Below are 15019 nucleotides of genomic sequence, written 5' to 3'. Positions count from 1 at the left end.
GGAGTGGGGTGGTGGCGAGCGCGCCGCGCTCGGCGGCCTCGGCGGCCGACGACGCCGCGGCGGCCAGCTCGTCGCCGGCGCCGCCCCGGTGGGCGAACGCGTCGACGGCCGGCGCGAACTCGTCGTGCATCGTCTTGTCGCCGACCGCCGCGGCACCCAGCGTCCGGACGGCGTCCAGCGCTTCGGCGAACGCCGTGGCGAGCCCGGTGCCCGGCCTGGCCAGCGCCCGGCCGAGCGCGCGGAAGGCGCTGCCGTAGAGCGGTCCCGCCGCGCCGCCGACGCCGGCGACCAGGGTGTCGCCGGTGACGGTCAGCAGCTCGGGAGCCGAGGCGGGCGGCCGCTCGTCCAGGACGGCCAGCACGGCGGAGCAGCCTCGGCGCAGGTTGGCGCCGTGGTCGGCGTCGCCGATGGCCGAGTCGAGCTGGGTCAGCCGCTCCTCGTGCTCGGCCACGGCCGCGGCGAAGGACCGCACCCAGGACAGTGCGAGATCGGTGTCCATGGGGTCTCCCACTCCCTAGCTTCCAGAATGCGATTCATCATCGCTGAACAATGATCCGAAGTTAAGCACGCGTTGCCGGCGGTCAGCCGGGGGAGGGGGCCGGCGTCGGCACGGTCGCGGGCCCTGCGCCGGCGAGCTGGGCCGCCCGGCGTGGCGCGCCGAGGTCGCGGGAGAGGTTGCGGGCGGTCTCGCGGACCGCCACCGCGATCTCCCGCCTGGCCGGCTCGACCAGCAGCCGCTCGACCGGGCCGACCACGCCGATCGCCCCGGCCACCTCGCCGCCGCGGCCGAAGACCGGGGCGGCGATCCCGGCGTCGCCGAGCGCCGACTCCTGGTCCTCCAGCGCGTAGCCGGTGGCCAGCGCCGCGTCCAGCTGGGCCCGCAGCGCCTCGGGCTCCGTGACGCTGGCGCCGGTGAGCACCCCGAGCGAGCCGCCGAGCAGCCGCTCCCTGGCCTCCTCGGGAGCCCAGGCCGCCATCGCCTTGCCGAGCGCGCAGGTGTTCCATGGCACGCTGGCGCCGACCTCCAGGATCTGCACGGCACCGGCCGGCCGGAACGCGTGGTGCACGACCAGGATGTGGTCCCCGGTGAGCACCGCCACCCACACCGCCTCGCCGGCCCGGGAGGCGAGCAGGTCGGCCCAGGTCAGCGAGCGGGAGCGCAGCTCCTGGGTGTCCAGATAGGCGTTGCCGAGCAGCAGCAGGTCGGGGCCGAGCAGGTACTTGGAGCTCTCCCGGTCCTGGGTGACCATGCCCTCGGCCTCCAGCGTCCGCAGCAGCGCGTGCACGGTCGGCTTGGCGACGCCGAGGCGCTCGGCGAGCTCGGTCACGCCGAGCCGTGGCCCGGCCGTGGCCAGTTCGCGCAGGATCCGCACCGCCCGCTGAACCGCCTGGACCATGGCCGCTCCCTCGTTCGCAGAGTGTTCGGTATTGCTGAAACGCGTTCCGGTATTTACCATCGGCGTTCATGGGCGTACCCGTCGGCATCGTACTCGTGCCGCCCGCGGGCCCGACCCGCCAACCGTCGCCGAAGCCGCCAAGGAGGCACGACATGTCGGCACCCACCGCAAGCTCGGAGATCACGGTGGTACTCCCCGCCAACCTGCACGCCCGCCCGGCGGGCCAGCTCACCAAGGCGGCCGCCGGTTTCCAGAGCACCGTCGAGCTCGACTACGCGGGCCGCACCGTCAACGCGGCCAGCGTGCTGGGCGTCATGGGCCTGGGCGCCACCGCGGGCGGGTCCGTCACGGTCCGCGCCGTCGGCGCGGACGCGGCCGAGGCCGTCGACGCGATAGCGGAGATCCTCGCCACCGCGGAGTGACCCGCGCCGGGGTGGACGAAGGTCAGCCGCAGGTGCGGACGAGCCACTCGTCGTCGTTGTAGAGGTCCCGCGCCGGGTCGGGCGCCGCCGCGGGCACCTCCTCGAACCGGTCCTCGGGACGGATCGGCTCGGGCAGGGTGCCGAACCTGGCGCGACGTGCCTCCGCCGCCGTGTCGAGGGATCGCTGGGTGTCCGACATGCCGTCGCCTCCTCACCGCCTCGCTCGTGCGGTTCACCGCCGGGCGTGTGCGGCCAGTGTACGAAACGCGCGACGACGGAGGACAGGCCCTGGTCCTGGCCCTAGCCCTCCCGCCAGCCCAGCTTGATCAGCAGGTTCTTCGCGTCCTCCGCCACCTTCTCGTCGGCCACCACGTCGTAGTGCCCCGCCACGATCTGGCTCCGCGAGGAGAAGTCGCGGCGGCCCCCGGTGAGGGCGTGCCTGACGAAGCCGAAGATCGCGCCGAAGACGAGGCCGTAGACCAGGCCGGCCGCGATCAGCACCAGCACGTGGTGGTCGTTGGCGCTGAACGCCGTGAGGAAGAGGCCGACCAGCAGGCCGAACCAGGCGCCGGTGGCCATCCCGGACAGCGTGGCCCGGCCCAGGTTCAGCCGGCCGAGCACCGTCTCCACCATCCGCAGGTCGGTGCCGATGATCGCGGTGTGCTCCACCGGGAAGTGGTTGTCGGAGAGGAAGTCGACCGCGCGCTGCGCGCCCTCGTAGTTCGGGTACGTGCCGACGACGGGCCGGTCGACCGCCGGTGGCTGGGTCATGGCGGGCTCCCTTCCTGGGCCCCTCGTCCCAGCCTGCGGCCGCGCCCACGCCTCCGCAACGCGAGCCCCGCCGACGGCGCGGACCCCCGGCGGCCTACGATGGCACCGTGACACGGCAGCGATACCCCCACCCGGTAGGCCGCGTGCCCCGCTGGGCCGCGGGACCGCTGACCGTGCTCGCCCTCCTCGCCGGCCTGCTGGCCATGCACGGCCTCGGCCCCGCGGTGGCCCTCGCGGCCCCGGCCCACGCCGCCGCCCCCGCTCCCGCTCCCGCTCCGGCCCACGGTTCCGCCATGGCGCCGGCCGAGGCCGGGGGCCCGGCCGACCGGGCCTGCCACGACCGCGGCGGTCATCCGGAGCACGCCGACCCGACCTGCGCCGCCCTCACCGTCGGCGGCCACCAGGCGCCGGCCGGCCCCTGGGCCGTCCCGGCGGTCACCGACGCCGTCGCGACCGGCGTGCCGGCCCCGCAGCGGGGCCACGACCTGGGCGGCCGGGCCCCGCCCTCGCTCAGCGAACTGCAACTCCTCCGCATATAGGGGCACCCACGGCGGCCGCCCTGGCCGCCGCCCGAGCCACGCCCTCTTTCCAGAGGCACAGCCCAGGCAGAGACCTGAAGCACCGAGGAGCAGCACCACCATGACCGCACACCGTTCGTCCCCGCGCGCCCGCCTCGGCCGCGCCGCCGCCCTGGCCGCCACCGGCCTGCTGGCCGCCACCGTCCTCGTCGCCTGCGGCGGCGACTCGGACTCCGACCACTCCGGCGGCCAGGGCCAGGGCGGGAGCCAGAGCCCGTCATCCGAGGCCGACCCCGCCGACCCCGCGGAGGCGGAGTGGAACGACGCCGACGTCGCGTTCGCGCAGGGGATGATCCCGCACCACAGGCAGGCCGTCGAGATGGCCGGGCTCGCCGCCACCCGCGCCGAGTCGCCCGAGGTCGGCGCGCTCGCCGAGCGGATCGAGGCCGCCCAGGCGCCCGAGATCGCCACGCTCACCGAGTGGCTGACCGCCTGGGGCGAGGACGTCCCGGCCGAGGACGAGTCCGAGGAGGGCGATCACTCGGAACACGACATGTCCGGGATGGAGGAGATGCCGGGGATGATGGCCGCCGAGGACCTGGCCACCCTGGAGGGGTCCGAGGGACCGGAGTTCGACGCCGCGTTCCTGCGGATGATGATCGAACACCACGAGGGCGCCGTCGCGATGGCCGAGACCGAAACGGCCGACGGGGCCTACCCGCCGGCCCTCGACCTGGCCGCGGAGATCATCGCCGCCCAGAGCGAGGAGATCGGCCAGATGAACGACCTGATCGACGCCGCCTCGGCGGGCTGACCAGGCCCTGACCGGTCGGGCCGCCACCGCGCGGCCCGACCGGCAGCTCGCGGCCTCAGTCGCCGCGCAGCCGGGACTCCGCCACGGCCAGCGCCCGGCCGAGCACCTCGGCGCCCTGTTCGGCCTCCGTCACGGTCAGCGAGAGGGGCGGGGCGACGCGCAGCACCCCGGTGCCAGGCGGGCCGCCCCGGCCGAGCAGCACCCCGCCCTCCCTGGCCGCCTCGAGCACCAGCGCGGCCGCCTCGGGGGAGGGCTCGTCCGTGCCGGGCGCCACCAGCTCGACGCCGATCATCAGGCCCCGGCCCCGCACCTCCCTGACGATGGACAGGCCGGCCGCCGCGGCCCGCAGCCGCTCGATCAGCAGACCGCCGACCCGCCGCGCGTTGCCCTGGAGGTCGTGCTCCTGGAGATGGGCCAGATTGGCGAGGGCGGCGCTCATGGTGACCGGGCTGCCACCGAAGGTGGAGATCGAGTTCGCGTCCAGGCAGTTCATCACCTCGGCCCTGGCCACCACGCCGCCGACGGACATCCCGTTGCCGATGCCCTTGGCGAAGGTCAGCAGGTCGGGCGGGCCGTTCGCGCCGTGCGCCTGCCACCCCCAGAAGTGGTCGCCGGTCCGCCCCCACCCGGTCTGCACCTCGTCGCTGATCCACAGGATGCCGTGCTCGGCCAGCACCTCGCGGAACGCGGCGAACAGCCCGTCCGGGCCCGAGGTGAAGCCGCCCACCCCCTGGATCGGCTCGGCGATCAGCGCCGCCACCCCGCCCCTGGTCTGGGTGAGCAGGTCGCGCAGGTCGGCCACGCAGGCCGCAGTGAACCCCGCGTCGTCCAACTCGGCGAACGGCCCCCGGCCGCGCACCCCGCCGTGCACGTACAGGGTGCGCAGCGGCGACAGACTGGTCGGCGCCCAGCCGGCGTTGCCCGTGACGCCGACCGCCGAGAACGACCTGCCGTGGTAGCCGTTGCGCATCGCGAGCACCTGGTTGGACCCGCGGTACGCGGTGGCCAGCAGCAGCGCGGTGTCGTTGGCCTCGGTGCCCGAGGTGGTGAAGAAGACCCGGGCGTCCTGGATGCCGGAGAGCGCCGCGATCCGCTCGGCCAGCTCCACCATCGGCCGGTTGAGGTAGAGCGTCGAGCTGTGCAGGATCCGGCCGGCCTGCTCCGCGACCGCCCTCGTCACCTCGGGCAGCGCGTGGGCGGTCATCGTGGTGAGGATGCCGCCGAAGAAGTCCAGGTAGCGGTTGCCCTCGGCGTCCCAGACGAACCGCCCCTCGCCGTGGGTCAGTTCGATGGGCCGCTCGTAGTAGAGGGCCAGCCAGTCGGGCAGCACCGCCCGGTGCCGGCCGAGCAGCGCCTCCGGGCTCCCGTTGGTCCGCACCGCCTGAAGAGTCGCCGGCTCGTTCACGGTCGCACCAGCCCCTGGTACGCGTCGGGGCGCCGGTCCCGGTAGAACGCCCACTGCCGGCGCACCTCCTCGATCAGCCCGAAGTCCAGGTCGCGGACCACCAGTTCCTCCTCGCTGTCGCTGGCCGCCTCGCCGACCAGCTGGCCGCGCGGGTCGACGAAGTAGCTGCTGCCGTAGAAGTCGTTGTCGCCGTAGGGCTCCCGGCCCACCCGGTTGATCGCCGCGACGAAGTACCCGTTGGCCACCGCCGCGGCCGGCTGCTCGAGACGCCACAGGTGCGCGGAGAGGCCCCGCGACGTCGCCGAGGGGTTGTACACGAGCTGCGCGCCGGCCAGCCCCAACTCCCGCCAGCCCTCGGGGAAGTGCCGGTCGTAGCAGATGGTCACGCCGATCCGGCCGACCGCCGTGTCGAAGACCGGCCAGCCGAGGTTGCCGGGCCGGAAGTAGTACTTCTCCCAGAACCCGGGCAACTGCGGGATGTGGTGCTTCCGGTACTTGCCCAGCACCGTGCCGTCCGCGTCGATCACCGCGGCGGTGTTGTAGGAGAAGCCGGGCCCGTCGGCCTCGAAGACCGGCACCACAAGGACCAGGCCCGTCTCCCTGGCCAGCTCCCGCATCCGGCCGACGGTCGGCCCGCCGGGCACCGGCTCCGCCCAGCGGTGGTGCTCCGGCTCCTGCACCTGGCAGAAGTACGGCGCGTTGAACACCTCCTGGAACCCCAGGATCCGCGCGCCCCGCCTGGCCGCCTCCCTGGCGTGCTCCTCGTGCTTGGCGACCATCGACGCCCGGTCGCCGGTCCACGTCGCCTGCACCAGGGCCGCGCGCACCACATCCGCCATCAGCCACTCCCTTCGCCAGCCGCCGCGCCGGAGAACGAAGGCTAGGAGCCGTCACGCACCGTGGCAAGGGCATCGGCGCAACGTCGCCGGTTCGAGGGGGGGGCTCGTCCGCCCAGGCGCGCGCCGGTAGGGTCCCGGCCATGAATGACGACGCGCGCTCGCTCCTCATCGCCGTCGCGGCCACGGCCCTCGCCGCACTGGCGCTCGGGTGGTTCCTGCGGAGCTACCTCACCGAACGCTCGCGACGCCGGCTGCAGCGATTCTTCGGGCTGCCCGACAACTCCGAGTGCCTGCTCGTGGTCAGCCGCGACACCGGCACCGACGGCGCGATCGCCCGCAACGACGTGTTCGCGCTGCTCGAACTCGCCGCCGTTATCCGCACCTGCGGGGCCAACTCCCGGCTGATATCCGGCGAGGCCACCGGGCAGGGCTTCGGCGAACGCACCGAGTTCTGCATCGGCAACGCGGTGGCGAACCGCCGCCTCGCCGCCCACATCCACAGCCTGCTGCCCGGGGTGGCCGTCAACACCGACAGCGACCCAGGACCTGACCGCGGCGCGTTCCTCGTCGGAAGCGAGCGCTACCGGCTGGAGAACGGCTCGGTCGAGCACGTGCTGCTCGCCCGGCTCACCGCCGGCGAACAGGGCCACCCGGTGTTCCTCGTCGCCGGCCAGCGCTCGGTGACCCACCAGGCCGCGGCCCGCTACCTCGCCAGGCACCAGGTGCGGCTCGCCCGCAAGCACGGCGCGAACGGCACCTTCTGCCTGCTGCTCAAGGTGGTCAACTCCCAGGCGTACGGCCCCGACGTGGTCGAACTCGTGAAGGACGTGACCCGCGCCGCCACCGGCCCCGCGCCCAAGCTCACCACGAGTAAGGATCTCTGACCCGGTGTGACGTAGCCTAGCCCTGTCCTGGCGGGCGGGAACGCAGTCCGCCCGTGGAAGGAGTCTTGGGGATGGGCGACAGCCGGCCGGTGTACCAGCGGATCGCCGACGATCTGCGCCGCCGCATCGACGAGGGGGAGCTCTCCGTGGGGGACCGGATCCCCTCCCGGGCCGAGCTGAAGCGGGCGTACGCCGCCAGCGACCAGACCGTCGACCGGGCGGTGCGGGTGCTCAAGGCCGCCGGCTACGCCAGCGGACAGTTCGGCCGCGGGGTGTTCGTCAGCGACCGGGTGCCGATCGGCGCCCTGGTGCGCTCCACGGCCGCCGTCGACTCGCCGCTCGCCGCGCGGCTCAGCGTGCCGGACGCCGGCTCCGCGGGCCCCGCGCCCGACCTGGCCTGGGAGGCCTTCTCCACCCCCAAGCCCGCCCCCGCGGACATCGCCGCCCGGCTCGGGCTGACGCCTGGCGAGCGCGTGATGTGCACCAGGTACGAGTACCTTGCCGACCGGCGCCCCCTCCAACTCGCCACCAGCTGGGAGCCGTTGGCGCTGACCGAGGGCACCGACGTGGTCTTCCCCGAGCGCGGCCCCTACGCCAGGCGGGGGGTGCGCGGCCGGTTCGCGGCGATCGGCATCCGCGTCGTGCACGCCCGCGAGATCGTCGGCTCCCGGCCGGCCACCAGCCCGGAGGCCGAGGCGCTCGGCTGCGCGCCAGGACAGTGCGTCACCGCCGTGGAGCGCACCCACTACGACGCGGAGGAACGCCCGGTGGAGACCTCAGACACGGTGGTGCTCGGCGACCGCTGGCGCCTGGAGTACGACATCGCCTTCACCCAGGACAACCCGGCGGCCATGGCTCAGGACTCGGCGGCCTCCGCGTAGGCCTGGAACAGCTCGGGGGCACCGGTGTCCGCCCAGTCGTGGCCGGTGGCCACCACGTCCACCTCGCGGCCTGAGGCCATCACCACGACCGGCCGGCCGTCGGGCCCGGGGGCCCAGTAGGCGCCCGGCACCGTGCGCACGATCACGGTGCCGAGGAAGAGGCCGGCGTCGTTGGCCAGCCAGGGCAGCTCCTCCGGATCATCCCGCCACCTCGGCAACAACTGGTCGAGGGCTTCCAGGGACCTCGGCGAGTCGTCGCGCAGCACGACACCGGCGCGCTGCGCGCGGGCCCGCAGCAGCTCGCACTCCGACAGCAGCTGGGCCACCCCCTCGGGGTCCGACCACGAGCCGGCCGGCGTGGCGGCGTGCTGCTTGCGCCAGTTGTCCAGGAAAGGGATGTTCATGCGTCCAGGGTCCCATCACGGCGGCCCAGCCGGCCACCAGTGGATGTCACCAGTTGTTCACAGATTCGGTTTGCGAACCGTGTCACGGGCAAGGGCTTCACAGGTCGAGGTCGACCACGACCGGGGCGTGGTCCGAGGCGCCCTTGCCCTTGCGCTCCTCGCGGTCGGCGTACGCGTCGCTCACCAGCTTGGTGAACGGCTCGTTGGCGTAGACGAGGTCGATCCGCATCCCGCGGTTCTTCGGAAAACCCAGTTGCCGGTAGTCCCAGTAGGTGAACGCCCGCTCGTACTTCAGGGGGCGCGGCAGCACGTCGGAGAGACCGGCCGCCCGCAGCTCGGCCAGCGCCGCCCGCTCCTCGTCGGTCACGTGCGTGGAGCCGTCGAACACCGAGCGGTCCCACACGTCCACGTCCTCGGGGGCCACGTTGAAGTCGCCGAGCACCGCGAAGGGGCGGGCCCCCGCCGCGTCCTCGGCGACCGCCTCCCGCAACGCCCCGAGCCAGCGCAGCTTGTACGCGAAGTGCGGGTGTCCCACCTCACGGCCGTTGGGCACGTACACCGACCACACCCGCACCCCGCCGCAGCTGGCCGCCACCGAGCGCGGCTCGGCCACCCCGTCGTACTCGGGGCCGCCGGGCAGCCCACGCACCACCTCGTCGAGGCCGACCCGGGAGAGCACCGCCACCCCGTTCCACCGGCCGCCGGCGTGTACCGCCGCCTCGTAGCCGGCCTCCCGCAGCCGCTCGGCCGGGAAGGCGTCGGGATCGCACTTGAGCTCCTGGAGGCAGAGCACGTCGGTGGCGCTGCGCTCCAGCCAGCCGAGCAGCCGGTCGATCCGGACGGTGACGGAGTTGATGTTCCAGGTGGCGATGCGCATCGGGGGCTTCTCTCGGACTCTCGGCGGTGCGGGCGACGGTACAGGCTCAGACGGCCGCGGACTCGCCAGGGGCCAGCCGCGCGTACTCGGTGGGGGCGACGCCCGCGCCCTGCGGGCCCAGGTTGCGGCCGTAGACGGGCAGGGCGATCTCGTTGAGCAGCCCGTCGTGGATGGCGAAGGCGCGCTCGGGCCGCACCTCGCGGACGTAGTCGACGACCTCGGAGATCTTGTTCCACGGGGCGTGCAACGGCAGCAGCAGGGTGTGCACCGGGCGCCCCGGCACGGTCAGCGCGTCGCCCGGGTGGAAGAGCGCCCCGTCGACCAGGAAGCCCACGTTGGTGATCCGCGGGATGTCCGGGTGGATCACCGCGTGCAGCTCGCCGTGCACCTCGACCTCGAAGCCGGCCGCCTCGAAGGCGTCACCGTGGCCCACCGTGTGCACCCGGCCCTGGTAGGCCGCCGACAGCCGCTCGGCGACGCTGCGCAGCGTCCACACCTGGGTGTCCTGCGAGGCGTCCAGGGCGGCGCGCAGCCGGCCCTCGTCGAAGTGGTCCGGGTGCTCGTGGGTGACGAGGAGCGCGTCCGCGCCGAGGGCGGCGTCCTCCTCGCTGAACGCGCCGGGATCGATGACCAGGGTGCGGCCGTCCTTCTGGAGGCGGACGCAGGAGTGGCCCTTCTTGGTGAGCTCCATGCCGGCCATTGTGCTACGGGCCACCGACAGCGGACGACGACGGGCCGGGCCCGGACGCCGAACCGCCCGGTGCCCGTCCGCTGAGGACGGCCACCGGGCGGTGGGAAGGCTTCCGGCGGTCAGGACTCGGCGCCGGCCCGCGCCTCGCGCCGGTTGTCACGGAACGCGTAGACCCGGCGGGCCATGGCGAACAGCGGGATCACCGCGCCGAGCACCACCTGGAGCGAGCAGCCGGTCTGGAGCAGCAGCAGGCCACCGGGCGCGTCGAATGCCCAGGCGGTCAGCAGGGCCATGCTCAGCACGATCCAGGCGAGCATCGCCACGGCCAGCGTGCCGCGCGGCTTCGGGTACTCGACCCGGCTCACCATCAGCCAGGCCACGCCCAGGATCGCCAGCAGCGTGGGCGTGAAGGGCAGTTCGAGCAGCACGATGGAGACCACCGTGAGCGCGCCGAACGGGCTCGGCATGCCCTGGAAGACGCCGTCCGGCATGGTCACGCACGAGAATCTGGCCAGCCGGAGGACCACCGCCAACAGCACCACCGTCGCCGCGAGCGCCGACAGCGGCTCGTGGACGTCCCCGACGACCATCCCCCAGACCAGCACGAAGTAGGCCGGGGCCAGGCCGAAGCTGATCAGGTCCGACAGGTTGTCCAGCTCGGCGCCCATCGGCGAGGCCCGCAGCTTGCGGGCCACCAAGCCGTCGAAGAGGTCGAAGACGGAGGCCAGCAGCATCAACAGCACCGCGGTCGCCGCGTTGTTCCGCACGACACCGACGTCCCCGCTGTCGGTGAGGTGCGGGATCAGCACGCCCGTGGTGGTGAAGTAGACGGCCAGGAAGCCGCAGGTGGCGTTCGACAGCGTCAGTGTGTCCGCTATCGAGAGCCGCATCGACAGCGGCAGATCGTCGACCTCCGCGTCGTCGTCGTCCGCCACCCAGGACGCCGCCGGCGCCCTGCTGGTATCCGAGGTGGAACGCTCAGTCACGGTCAAGGCGAGTCACTCCCGCGGTGGTGTGCTGGCCCACCTCGACGGCGGGCTCGATGCCCTCCGGGAGGTAGACGTCCACCCGTGAGCCGAAACGGATCAGGCCGATCCGGTCGCCCTGCTCGACCTTGCAGCCCTGCGGCACGTACGGCACGATCCGCCGCGCCACCGCGCCCGCGATCTGGATCATCTCCAGGTCGCCGAGCTCGCTGTCGAAGCGCCACACGACCCGCTCGTTGTTCTCGCTCTCCTTGTCGAACGCCGGGACGTAACCCCCGGGCACGTGCTCGACGGAGGCCACGGTGCCGGCCACCGGCGCCCGGTTCACGTGCACGTTCAACGGGCTCATGAAGATCGCCACCCGCGTCCGCCCGTCCTGCCAGGGCATGATGCTCTGCACCACGCCGTCGGCCGGCGAGAGCACCCGGCCCTGGCCGATCTCCCGCTCCGGGTCGCGGAAGAACCACAGCATCCCGGCGGCCAGCGCCGTGGTGGGGACGGCCACGGCCGCCCAGGCTCCGGAACGGCGGGCCTTCACCAGGCTGACCGTGGCCGCGGCCACGGTGGGGAGCAGCCAAGGGGAGGCGCCGCGCGCCAGTCGGACCCGGCCGCTGGGTTGAGGAGTAGAGCGGTAAGGCATGGGGAACCTTCGTAGCGGGGAATAATGCACCGGTGCACCTCCGCTCACTCTGGAGCGGACTCCGAAGCGGTGCGCGTGCCTCGATGCTATAGGTCTCGGACCGTAACTCGGCAAGCCAGCGGGCCGATCGGGGGCCGCACGCGTCCCTCGGGCACCCGTCTCGCCCCGGGCAAACGGAACATTTCAGCCCGCCTGCCGATAATCTTCGAGCAGCCGCCGGCCGATGATCATCTTCTGGATCTCCGCGGTCCCCTCGCCGATCAACAACATCGGCGCCTCCCGGTACAGCCGCTCGATCTCGTACTCCTTCGAAAACCCGTAGCCACCGTGGATCCGGAAGGAGTGCTCGACCACCTCCTTGCAGTACTCGGCCGCCAGGTACTTGGCCATCCCGGCCTCCAGATCGTTGCGCCGCCCGGCGTCCTTGGTGCGTGCCGCCCGCACCATCAGGCCGTGCGCGGCCTCCACCCTGACCGCCATCTCGGCCAGCCGGAACTGGATCGCCTGGTGCTCGGCGATCGGCCGGCCGAAGGCGTGGCGCTGCTGCGCGTAGGCGATGCCGAGCTCGAAGGCGCGCAGGGCGACGCCGCACCCGCGCGCGGCCACGTTCACCCGCCCCACCTCGACCCCGTCCATCATTTGGTAAAAACCTCGGCCGGTCGCCCCGCCGAGCACCCGGTCGGCCGGAACGGGCAGCTCCTCCATGATCAGTTCGGTGGTGTCCACCCCCTTGTACCCCATCTTGTCGATCTTGCCGGGGATGGTGAGGCCGGGGCCGATCCGCCCGAATCCGGGCTCCTTCTCGACCAGGAACGTCGTCATCGAGCGGTGCGGCGGGGCGTCTTCCGGCAGCCCCTCGTCCGTCCGGCACAGCACGGCCACCAGGTTGGCCGTCCCGCCGTTGGTCAACCACATCTTCTGCCCGGTCAGCCGGAACCCGCCGTCGGCGGCGCGGACCCCGCGCGAGGTGATCGCCGACACGTCGGAGCCGAGCCCCGGCTCGGACATCGAGAACGCGCCGCGGACCTCGCCGGTCGCCATCCGCGGCAGGAAGTGCGCGCGCTGCTCGGGAGTGCCGTGGTGGACGAGCAGATGCGCCACGATGAAGTGCGTGTTGACGATGCCCGACACGCTCATCCAGCCGCGGGAGATCTCCTCCACGCACAGCGCGTACGTCAGCAGTGACTCGCCGAGCCCGCCGTACTCCTCGGGGATGGTCAGCCCGAAGAGACCCAACTCGCGGAGCCCGGCCACGATCTCCTCCGGGTAGGCGTCCCGGCGCTCCAGCTCGCCGGCGACCGGAAGTATCTCCTTGTCGACGAAGTCCCTTACCGTTTCGACGATCTCCCGCTGGACGTCGGTCAGCCCCTCGGTGCGCGCCAGCCGCCGCATCTCACCGCCCCTCCCTCGGGTGCTCGGCTTTCGGGTGCTCGGCGGTGGGCACCAGCACCCTGCGCCGGAAGACGCAGACCAGGGTGCCCTCCTGGTTGTGCCCGCGGGTCTCCACGGTCACCACCCCGCGGTCCGGCTTGGACCGCGACGCGCGCTTGGCCAGCACGGCCGTCTCCCCGTACACGGTGTCCCCGTGGAAGGTGGGCGCGGTGTGCCGCAACGACTCCACCTCCAGGTTGGCGATCGCCTTCCCCGACACGTCGGGTACGGACATGCCGAGCAGCAGCGAGTACACGTAGTTGCCGACCACGACGTTCCGCCCGAACTCGGTCTCCCTCGCGGCGTACTCGGCGTCGAGGTGCAGCGGGTGGTGGTTCATGGTGAGCAGGCAGAACAGGTGGTCGTCGTACTCGGTGATGGTCTTGCCAGGCCAGTGCCGGTAGACGTCTCCGACGTCGAACTCCTCGTAGACACGACCGAAACGCATGCGGTGCACCTCCGGACGGTGGTTCGGCTGGACCCGCCTGGGCGGCGGGCCTTGACGATGTCGGGCCGGCGCCTGTCGCCGCTTCGCGGCGCGGTCAGGCGGGGCCCGGGGCCGCAGGCCCCAGGTCGGCCGGCAGCGCGGGCCGTCGGCCCGGAGGGGTGGGTGGGCGGGGGAACCTCACCGGTCAACCGCCGGCAGGCGGGAGGCGCTGGTCCTCGGGAGGCCGGCCGCGCGGCCCTTGCCGGCGATGACGAGGGCCATCTTGCGGCTCGCCTCGTCGATCATCTCGTCGCCCAGCATCGCCGAGCCCTTCGCGCCGCCCGCCGCCGACGTGTGGTACTCGTAGGCGTCCAGGATGAGTTCGGCGTGGTCGTAGTCCTCCTGGGTCGGCGAGAAGATCTCGTTGGCCGCCTCGATCTGGCCCGGGTGCAGCACCCACTTGCCGTCGAAGCCCAGGGCCGCCGCGCGGCCGGCGACCTCGCGGAAGGCGGGGACGTCGCGGATCTGGAGGTAGGGGCCGTCGATGGCCTGGAGGTCGTTGGCGCGGGCGGCCATCAGGATCCGCATCAGGATGTAGTGGTAGGCGTCCGCCGGATAGCCGGGCGGCTGCTCGCCGACCACCAGCGACTTCATGTTGATCGAGGCCATGAAGTCGGCCGGGCCGAACACCAGCGTCTCGAGACGCGGTGACGAGGCCGCGATGGCGTCGACCTCGACCAGGCCCCGGGCGTCCTCGATCTGGGCCTCGATGCCGATCCGGCCCACCGGCAGGCCCATGGTCCGCTCGATCTGGGTCAGCAGCAGGTCCAACGCCCGCACCTGCTCGGCGTTCCGCACCTTCGGCAGCATCAGGCAGTCCAGGTTGGCGCCGGCGCCCTCCACCACCGTGATGACGTCGCGGTAGGTCCACTCCGTGGTCCAGTCGTTGACCCGCACCACCCGCGTCCTGTCGCCCCAGTCGCCCTCGTTGAGCGCCTTCACGACGGCGTGCCGCGCGCCCTCCTTGGCGAGCGGGGCGCAGGCGTCCTCCAGGTCGAGGAACACCTGGTCGGCCGGGAGCCCCTGGGCCTTCTCCAGGAAGCGGGGGCTGCTGCCTGGCACGGCCAGGCAGGAGCGGCGTGGGCGGATCATGGCACAACCTCCAGATGGTGGGCGAGGCGGATCTCGTCGACGATACGGCCGATGATTCCGGTGATGCCGAAGTCCTTCGGGGTGAACACCGCCGCGACTCCCGCCGCCCGCAGCGCCGCCGCGTCGCCGGCCGGGATGATGCCGCCGACGACGACCGGCAGGTCGCCGGCGCCGGCCGCCCGCAGTCGGTCGAGGACGTCGGGCACCAGCGCCACGTGCGAGCCGGAGAGGATCGAGAGGCCGACGCAGTGCACGTCCTCCTGGACCGCCGCCGCCACGAGCTGCGCGGGGGTGAGCCTGATGCCCTGGTAGACCACCTCGAAGCCGGCGTCCCTGGCCCGGACGGCGATCTGCTCGGCGCCGTTGCTGTGCCCGTCCAGGCCCGGCTTGCCGACCAGCAACCGCAGCCGGCCCACGCCGAGCTCGGCGGCCGTGACGGCCGCCGCCAGGCCGGCGGCGGCCAGCGCCGGGTCGGCGTCG

20 protein-coding genes are annotated in these 15019 nt (G+C 73.1%); 5 read left to right on the top strand and 15 right to left on the bottom strand.

Annotated features, from left to right (window positions below; genetic code table 11):
* Both ACYVPE_RS36130 and ACYVPE_RS36125 read right to left on the bottom strand, forming a co-directional pair.
* Nucleotides 1–499, bottom strand: a 499-nt coding sequence (locus ACYVPE_RS36130; protein ID WP_461038055.1) for a DAK2 domain-containing protein, incomplete at its 3' end; no start/stop codon positions are given.
* Nucleotides 500–581: 82 nt separating this feature from the next.
* Nucleotides 582–1397: an IclR family transcriptional regulator gene (locus ACYVPE_RS36125; protein ID WP_461038054.1), complete on the bottom strand. Its 816-nt coding sequence runs from the start codon at nt 1395–1397 to the stop codon at nt 582–584.
* 152 nt (nt 1398–1549) lie between these two features.
* Here ACYVPE_RS36125 and ACYVPE_RS36120 point away from each other — a divergent pair, with 152 nt between their 5' ends.
* Nucleotides 1550–1819, top strand: a complete 270-nt coding sequence (locus ACYVPE_RS36120; RefSeq protein ID WP_461038053.1) for an HPr family phosphocarrier protein — start codon at nt 1550–1552, stop codon at nt 1817–1819.
* A gap of 22 nt (nt 1820–1841) precedes the next feature.
* Here ACYVPE_RS36120 and ACYVPE_RS36115 read toward each other — a convergent pair whose 3' ends face one another.
* Both ACYVPE_RS36115 and ACYVPE_RS36110 read right to left on the bottom strand, forming a co-directional pair.
* A complete protein-coding gene (locus ACYVPE_RS36115; RefSeq protein ID WP_461038052.1) occupies nt 1842–2018 on the bottom strand; it encodes a hypothetical protein in 177 nt (58 codons plus the stop codon).
* A 101-nt stretch (nt 2019–2119) separates the two neighbouring features.
* The gene (locus ACYVPE_RS36110; protein ID WP_461038051.1) at nt 2120–2590 is read right to left on the bottom strand and encodes a YflT domain-containing protein; all 471 of its coding nucleotides are present in this window, start codon (nt 2588–2590) and stop codon (nt 2120–2122) included.
* A gap of 107 nt (nt 2591–2697) precedes the next feature.
* Here ACYVPE_RS36110 and ACYVPE_RS36105 point away from each other — a divergent pair, with 107 nt between their 5' ends.
* Together ACYVPE_RS36105 and ACYVPE_RS36100 are read left to right on the top strand one after the other, a co-directional pair.
* The gene (locus tag ACYVPE_RS36105; RefSeq protein WP_461038050.1) at nt 2698–3129 is read left to right on the top strand and encodes a DUF6153 family protein; all 432 of its coding nucleotides are present in this window, start codon (nt 2698–2700) and stop codon (nt 3127–3129) included.
* Between the two features lie 100 nt (nt 3130–3229).
* The gene (locus ACYVPE_RS36100; protein WP_461038049.1) at nt 3230–3922 is read left to right on the top strand and encodes a DUF305 domain-containing protein; all 693 of its coding nucleotides are present in this window, start codon (nt 3230–3232) and stop codon (nt 3920–3922) included.
* Between the two features lie 55 nt (nt 3923–3977).
* Here ACYVPE_RS36100 and ACYVPE_RS36095 read toward each other — a convergent pair whose 3' ends face one another.
* Together ACYVPE_RS36095 and ACYVPE_RS36090 are read right to left on the bottom strand one after the other, a co-directional pair.
* A complete protein-coding gene (locus ACYVPE_RS36095) occupies nt 3978–5300 on the bottom strand; it encodes an aspartate aminotransferase family protein (protein WP_461038048.1) in 1323 nt (440 codons plus the stop codon).
* Between the two features lie 23 nt (nt 5301–5323).
* On the bottom strand, nt 5324–6166 hold the full coding sequence (locus tag ACYVPE_RS36090; RefSeq protein ID WP_461038047.1) for a nitrilase-related carbon-nitrogen hydrolase: 843 nt from the start codon (nt 6164–6166) through the stop codon (nt 5324–5326).
* Nucleotides 6167–6306: 140 nt separating this feature from the next.
* On the opposite strand from ACYVPE_RS36090, the gene ACYVPE_RS36085 reads away from it, so the two are divergent.
* Nucleotides 6307–7050 carry a hypothetical protein gene (locus tag ACYVPE_RS36085; protein ID WP_461038046.1) on the top strand — a complete coding sequence of 248 codons (744 nt, stop codon included), beginning with the start codon at nt 6307–6309 and terminating at the stop codon, nt 7048–7050.
* 71 nt (nt 7051–7121) lie between these two features.
* Entirely contained in the window at nt 7122–7931 is an 810-nt protein-coding gene (locus ACYVPE_RS36080) for a GntR family transcriptional regulator (protein WP_461038045.1), read from the top strand.
* On the opposite strand, the gene ACYVPE_RS36075 is transcribed toward ACYVPE_RS36080, so the two are convergent.
* The 9 genes from ACYVPE_RS36075 to ACYVPE_RS36035 all read right to left on the bottom strand — a co-directional run.
* Nucleotides 7907–8335: a DUF6278 family protein gene (locus ACYVPE_RS36075; RefSeq protein ID WP_461038044.1), complete on the bottom strand. Its 429-nt coding sequence runs from the start codon at nt 8333–8335 to the stop codon at nt 7907–7909. The genes ACYVPE_RS36080 and ACYVPE_RS36075 overlap by 25 nt on opposite strands.
* Nucleotides 8336–8432: 97 nt before the next feature.
* Nucleotides 8433–9212: an exodeoxyribonuclease III gene (locus ACYVPE_RS36070; RefSeq protein WP_461038043.1), complete on the bottom strand. Its 780-nt coding sequence runs from the start codon at nt 9210–9212 to the stop codon at nt 8433–8435.
* Nucleotides 9213–9258: 46 nt separating this feature from the next.
* Entirely contained in the window at nt 9259–9903 is a 645-nt protein-coding gene (locus ACYVPE_RS36065) for an MBL fold metallo-hydrolase (protein ID WP_461038042.1), read from the bottom strand.
* Nucleotides 9904–10022: 119 nt separating this feature from the next.
* Nucleotides 10023–10793 (bottom strand): CDP-diacylglycerol--serine O-phosphatidyltransferase, encoded by a 771-nt coding sequence (pssA, locus tag ACYVPE_RS36060; protein WP_461038056.1) that lies wholly within the window; start codon nt 10791–10793, stop codon nt 10023–10025.
* Nucleotides 10794–10881: 88 nt separating this feature from the next.
* Nucleotides 10882–11529 (bottom strand): phosphatidylserine decarboxylase, encoded by a 648-nt coding sequence (locus ACYVPE_RS36055; RefSeq protein WP_461038041.1) that lies wholly within the window; start codon nt 11527–11529, stop codon nt 10882–10884.
* 183 nt (nt 11530–11712) lie between these two features.
* The gene (locus ACYVPE_RS36050; protein ID WP_461038040.1) at nt 11713–12921 is read right to left on the bottom strand and encodes an acyl-CoA dehydrogenase family protein; all 1209 of its coding nucleotides are present in this window, start codon (nt 12919–12921) and stop codon (nt 11713–11715) included.
* Nucleotide 12922: 1 nt separating this feature from the next.
* Nucleotides 12923–13408 (bottom strand): MaoC family dehydratase, encoded by a 486-nt coding sequence (locus ACYVPE_RS36045; protein ID WP_461038039.1) that lies wholly within the window; start codon nt 13406–13408, stop codon nt 12923–12925.
* 177 nt (nt 13409–13585) lie between these two features.
* Nucleotides 13586–14539, bottom strand: coding sequence for an HpcH/HpaI aldolase/citrate lyase family protein (locus tag ACYVPE_RS36040; protein ID WP_461038038.1), 954 nt, complete (start codon nt 14537–14539; stop codon nt 13586–13588).
* A partial coding sequence (locus tag ACYVPE_RS36035) for a cobalamin-dependent protein (protein ID WP_461038037.1) occupies nt 14536–15019 on the bottom strand: 484 nt, incomplete at its 5' end. The genes ACYVPE_RS36040 and ACYVPE_RS36035, both read right to left, overlap by 4 nt.

The organism is Streptomyces mayteni, assembly GCF_054783955.1.
This window is presented reverse-complemented; position numbering and strand designations above follow the sequence as displayed.

Excerpts from the sequence above, each read along its gene's own strand:
- ACYVPE_RS36125 (WP_461038054.1), bottom strand. The coding sequence starts at position 1,397 with ATGGTCCAGGCGGTTCAGCGGGCGGTGCGGATCCTGCGCGAACTGGCC.
- ACYVPE_RS36120 (WP_461038053.1), top strand. The coding sequence starts at position 1,550 with ATGTCGGCACCCACCGCAAGCTCGGAGATCACGGTGGTACTCCCCGCC.
- ACYVPE_RS36115 (WP_461038052.1), bottom strand. The coding sequence starts at position 2,018 with ATGTCGGACACCCAGCGATCCCTCGACACGGCGGCGGAGGCACGTCGC.
- ACYVPE_RS36110 (WP_461038051.1), bottom strand. The coding sequence starts at position 2,590 with ATGACCCAGCCACCGGCGGTCGACCGGCCCGTCGTCGGCACGTACCCG.
- ACYVPE_RS36100 (WP_461038049.1), top strand. The coding sequence starts at position 3,230 with ATGACCGCACACCGTTCGTCCCCGCGCGCCCGCCTCGGCCGCGCCGCC.
- ACYVPE_RS36090 (WP_461038047.1), bottom strand. The coding sequence starts at position 6,166 with ATGGCGGATGTGGTGCGCGCGGCCCTGGTGCAGGCGACGTGGACCGGC.
- ACYVPE_RS36085 (WP_461038046.1), top strand. The coding sequence starts at position 6,307 with ATGAATGACGACGCGCGCTCGCTCCTCATCGCCGTCGCGGCCACGGCC.
- ACYVPE_RS36080 (WP_461038045.1), top strand. The coding sequence starts at position 7,122 with ATGGGCGACAGCCGGCCGGTGTACCAGCGGATCGCCGACGATCTGCGC.
- ACYVPE_RS36075 (WP_461038044.1), bottom strand. The coding sequence starts at position 8,335 with ATGAACATCCCTTTCCTGGACAACTGGCGCAAGCAGCACGCCGCCACG.
- ACYVPE_RS36070 (WP_461038043.1), bottom strand. The coding sequence starts at position 9,212 with ATGCGCATCGCCACCTGGAACATCAACTCCGTCACCGTCCGGATCGAC.
- ACYVPE_RS36065 (WP_461038042.1), bottom strand. The coding sequence starts at position 9,903 with ATGGAGCTCACCAAGAAGGGCCACTCCTGCGTCCGCCTCCAGAAGGAC.
- pssA (WP_461038056.1), bottom strand. The coding sequence starts at position 10,793 with ATGCGGCTCTCGATAGCGGACACACTGACGCTGTCGAACGCCACCTGC.
- ACYVPE_RS36055 (WP_461038041.1), bottom strand. The coding sequence starts at position 11,529 with ATGCCTTACCGCTCTACTCCTCAACCCAGCGGCCGGGTCCGACTGGCG.
- ACYVPE_RS36050 (WP_461038040.1), bottom strand. The coding sequence starts at position 12,921 with ATGCGGCGGCTGGCGCGCACCGAGGGGCTGACCGACGTCCAGCGGGAG.
- ACYVPE_RS36045 (WP_461038039.1), bottom strand. The coding sequence starts at position 13,408 with ATGCGTTTCGGTCGTGTCTACGAGGAGTTCGACGTCGGAGACGTCTAC.
- ACYVPE_RS36040 (WP_461038038.1), bottom strand. The coding sequence starts at position 14,539 with ATGATCCGCCCACGCCGCTCCTGCCTGGCCGTGCCAGGCAGCAGCCCC.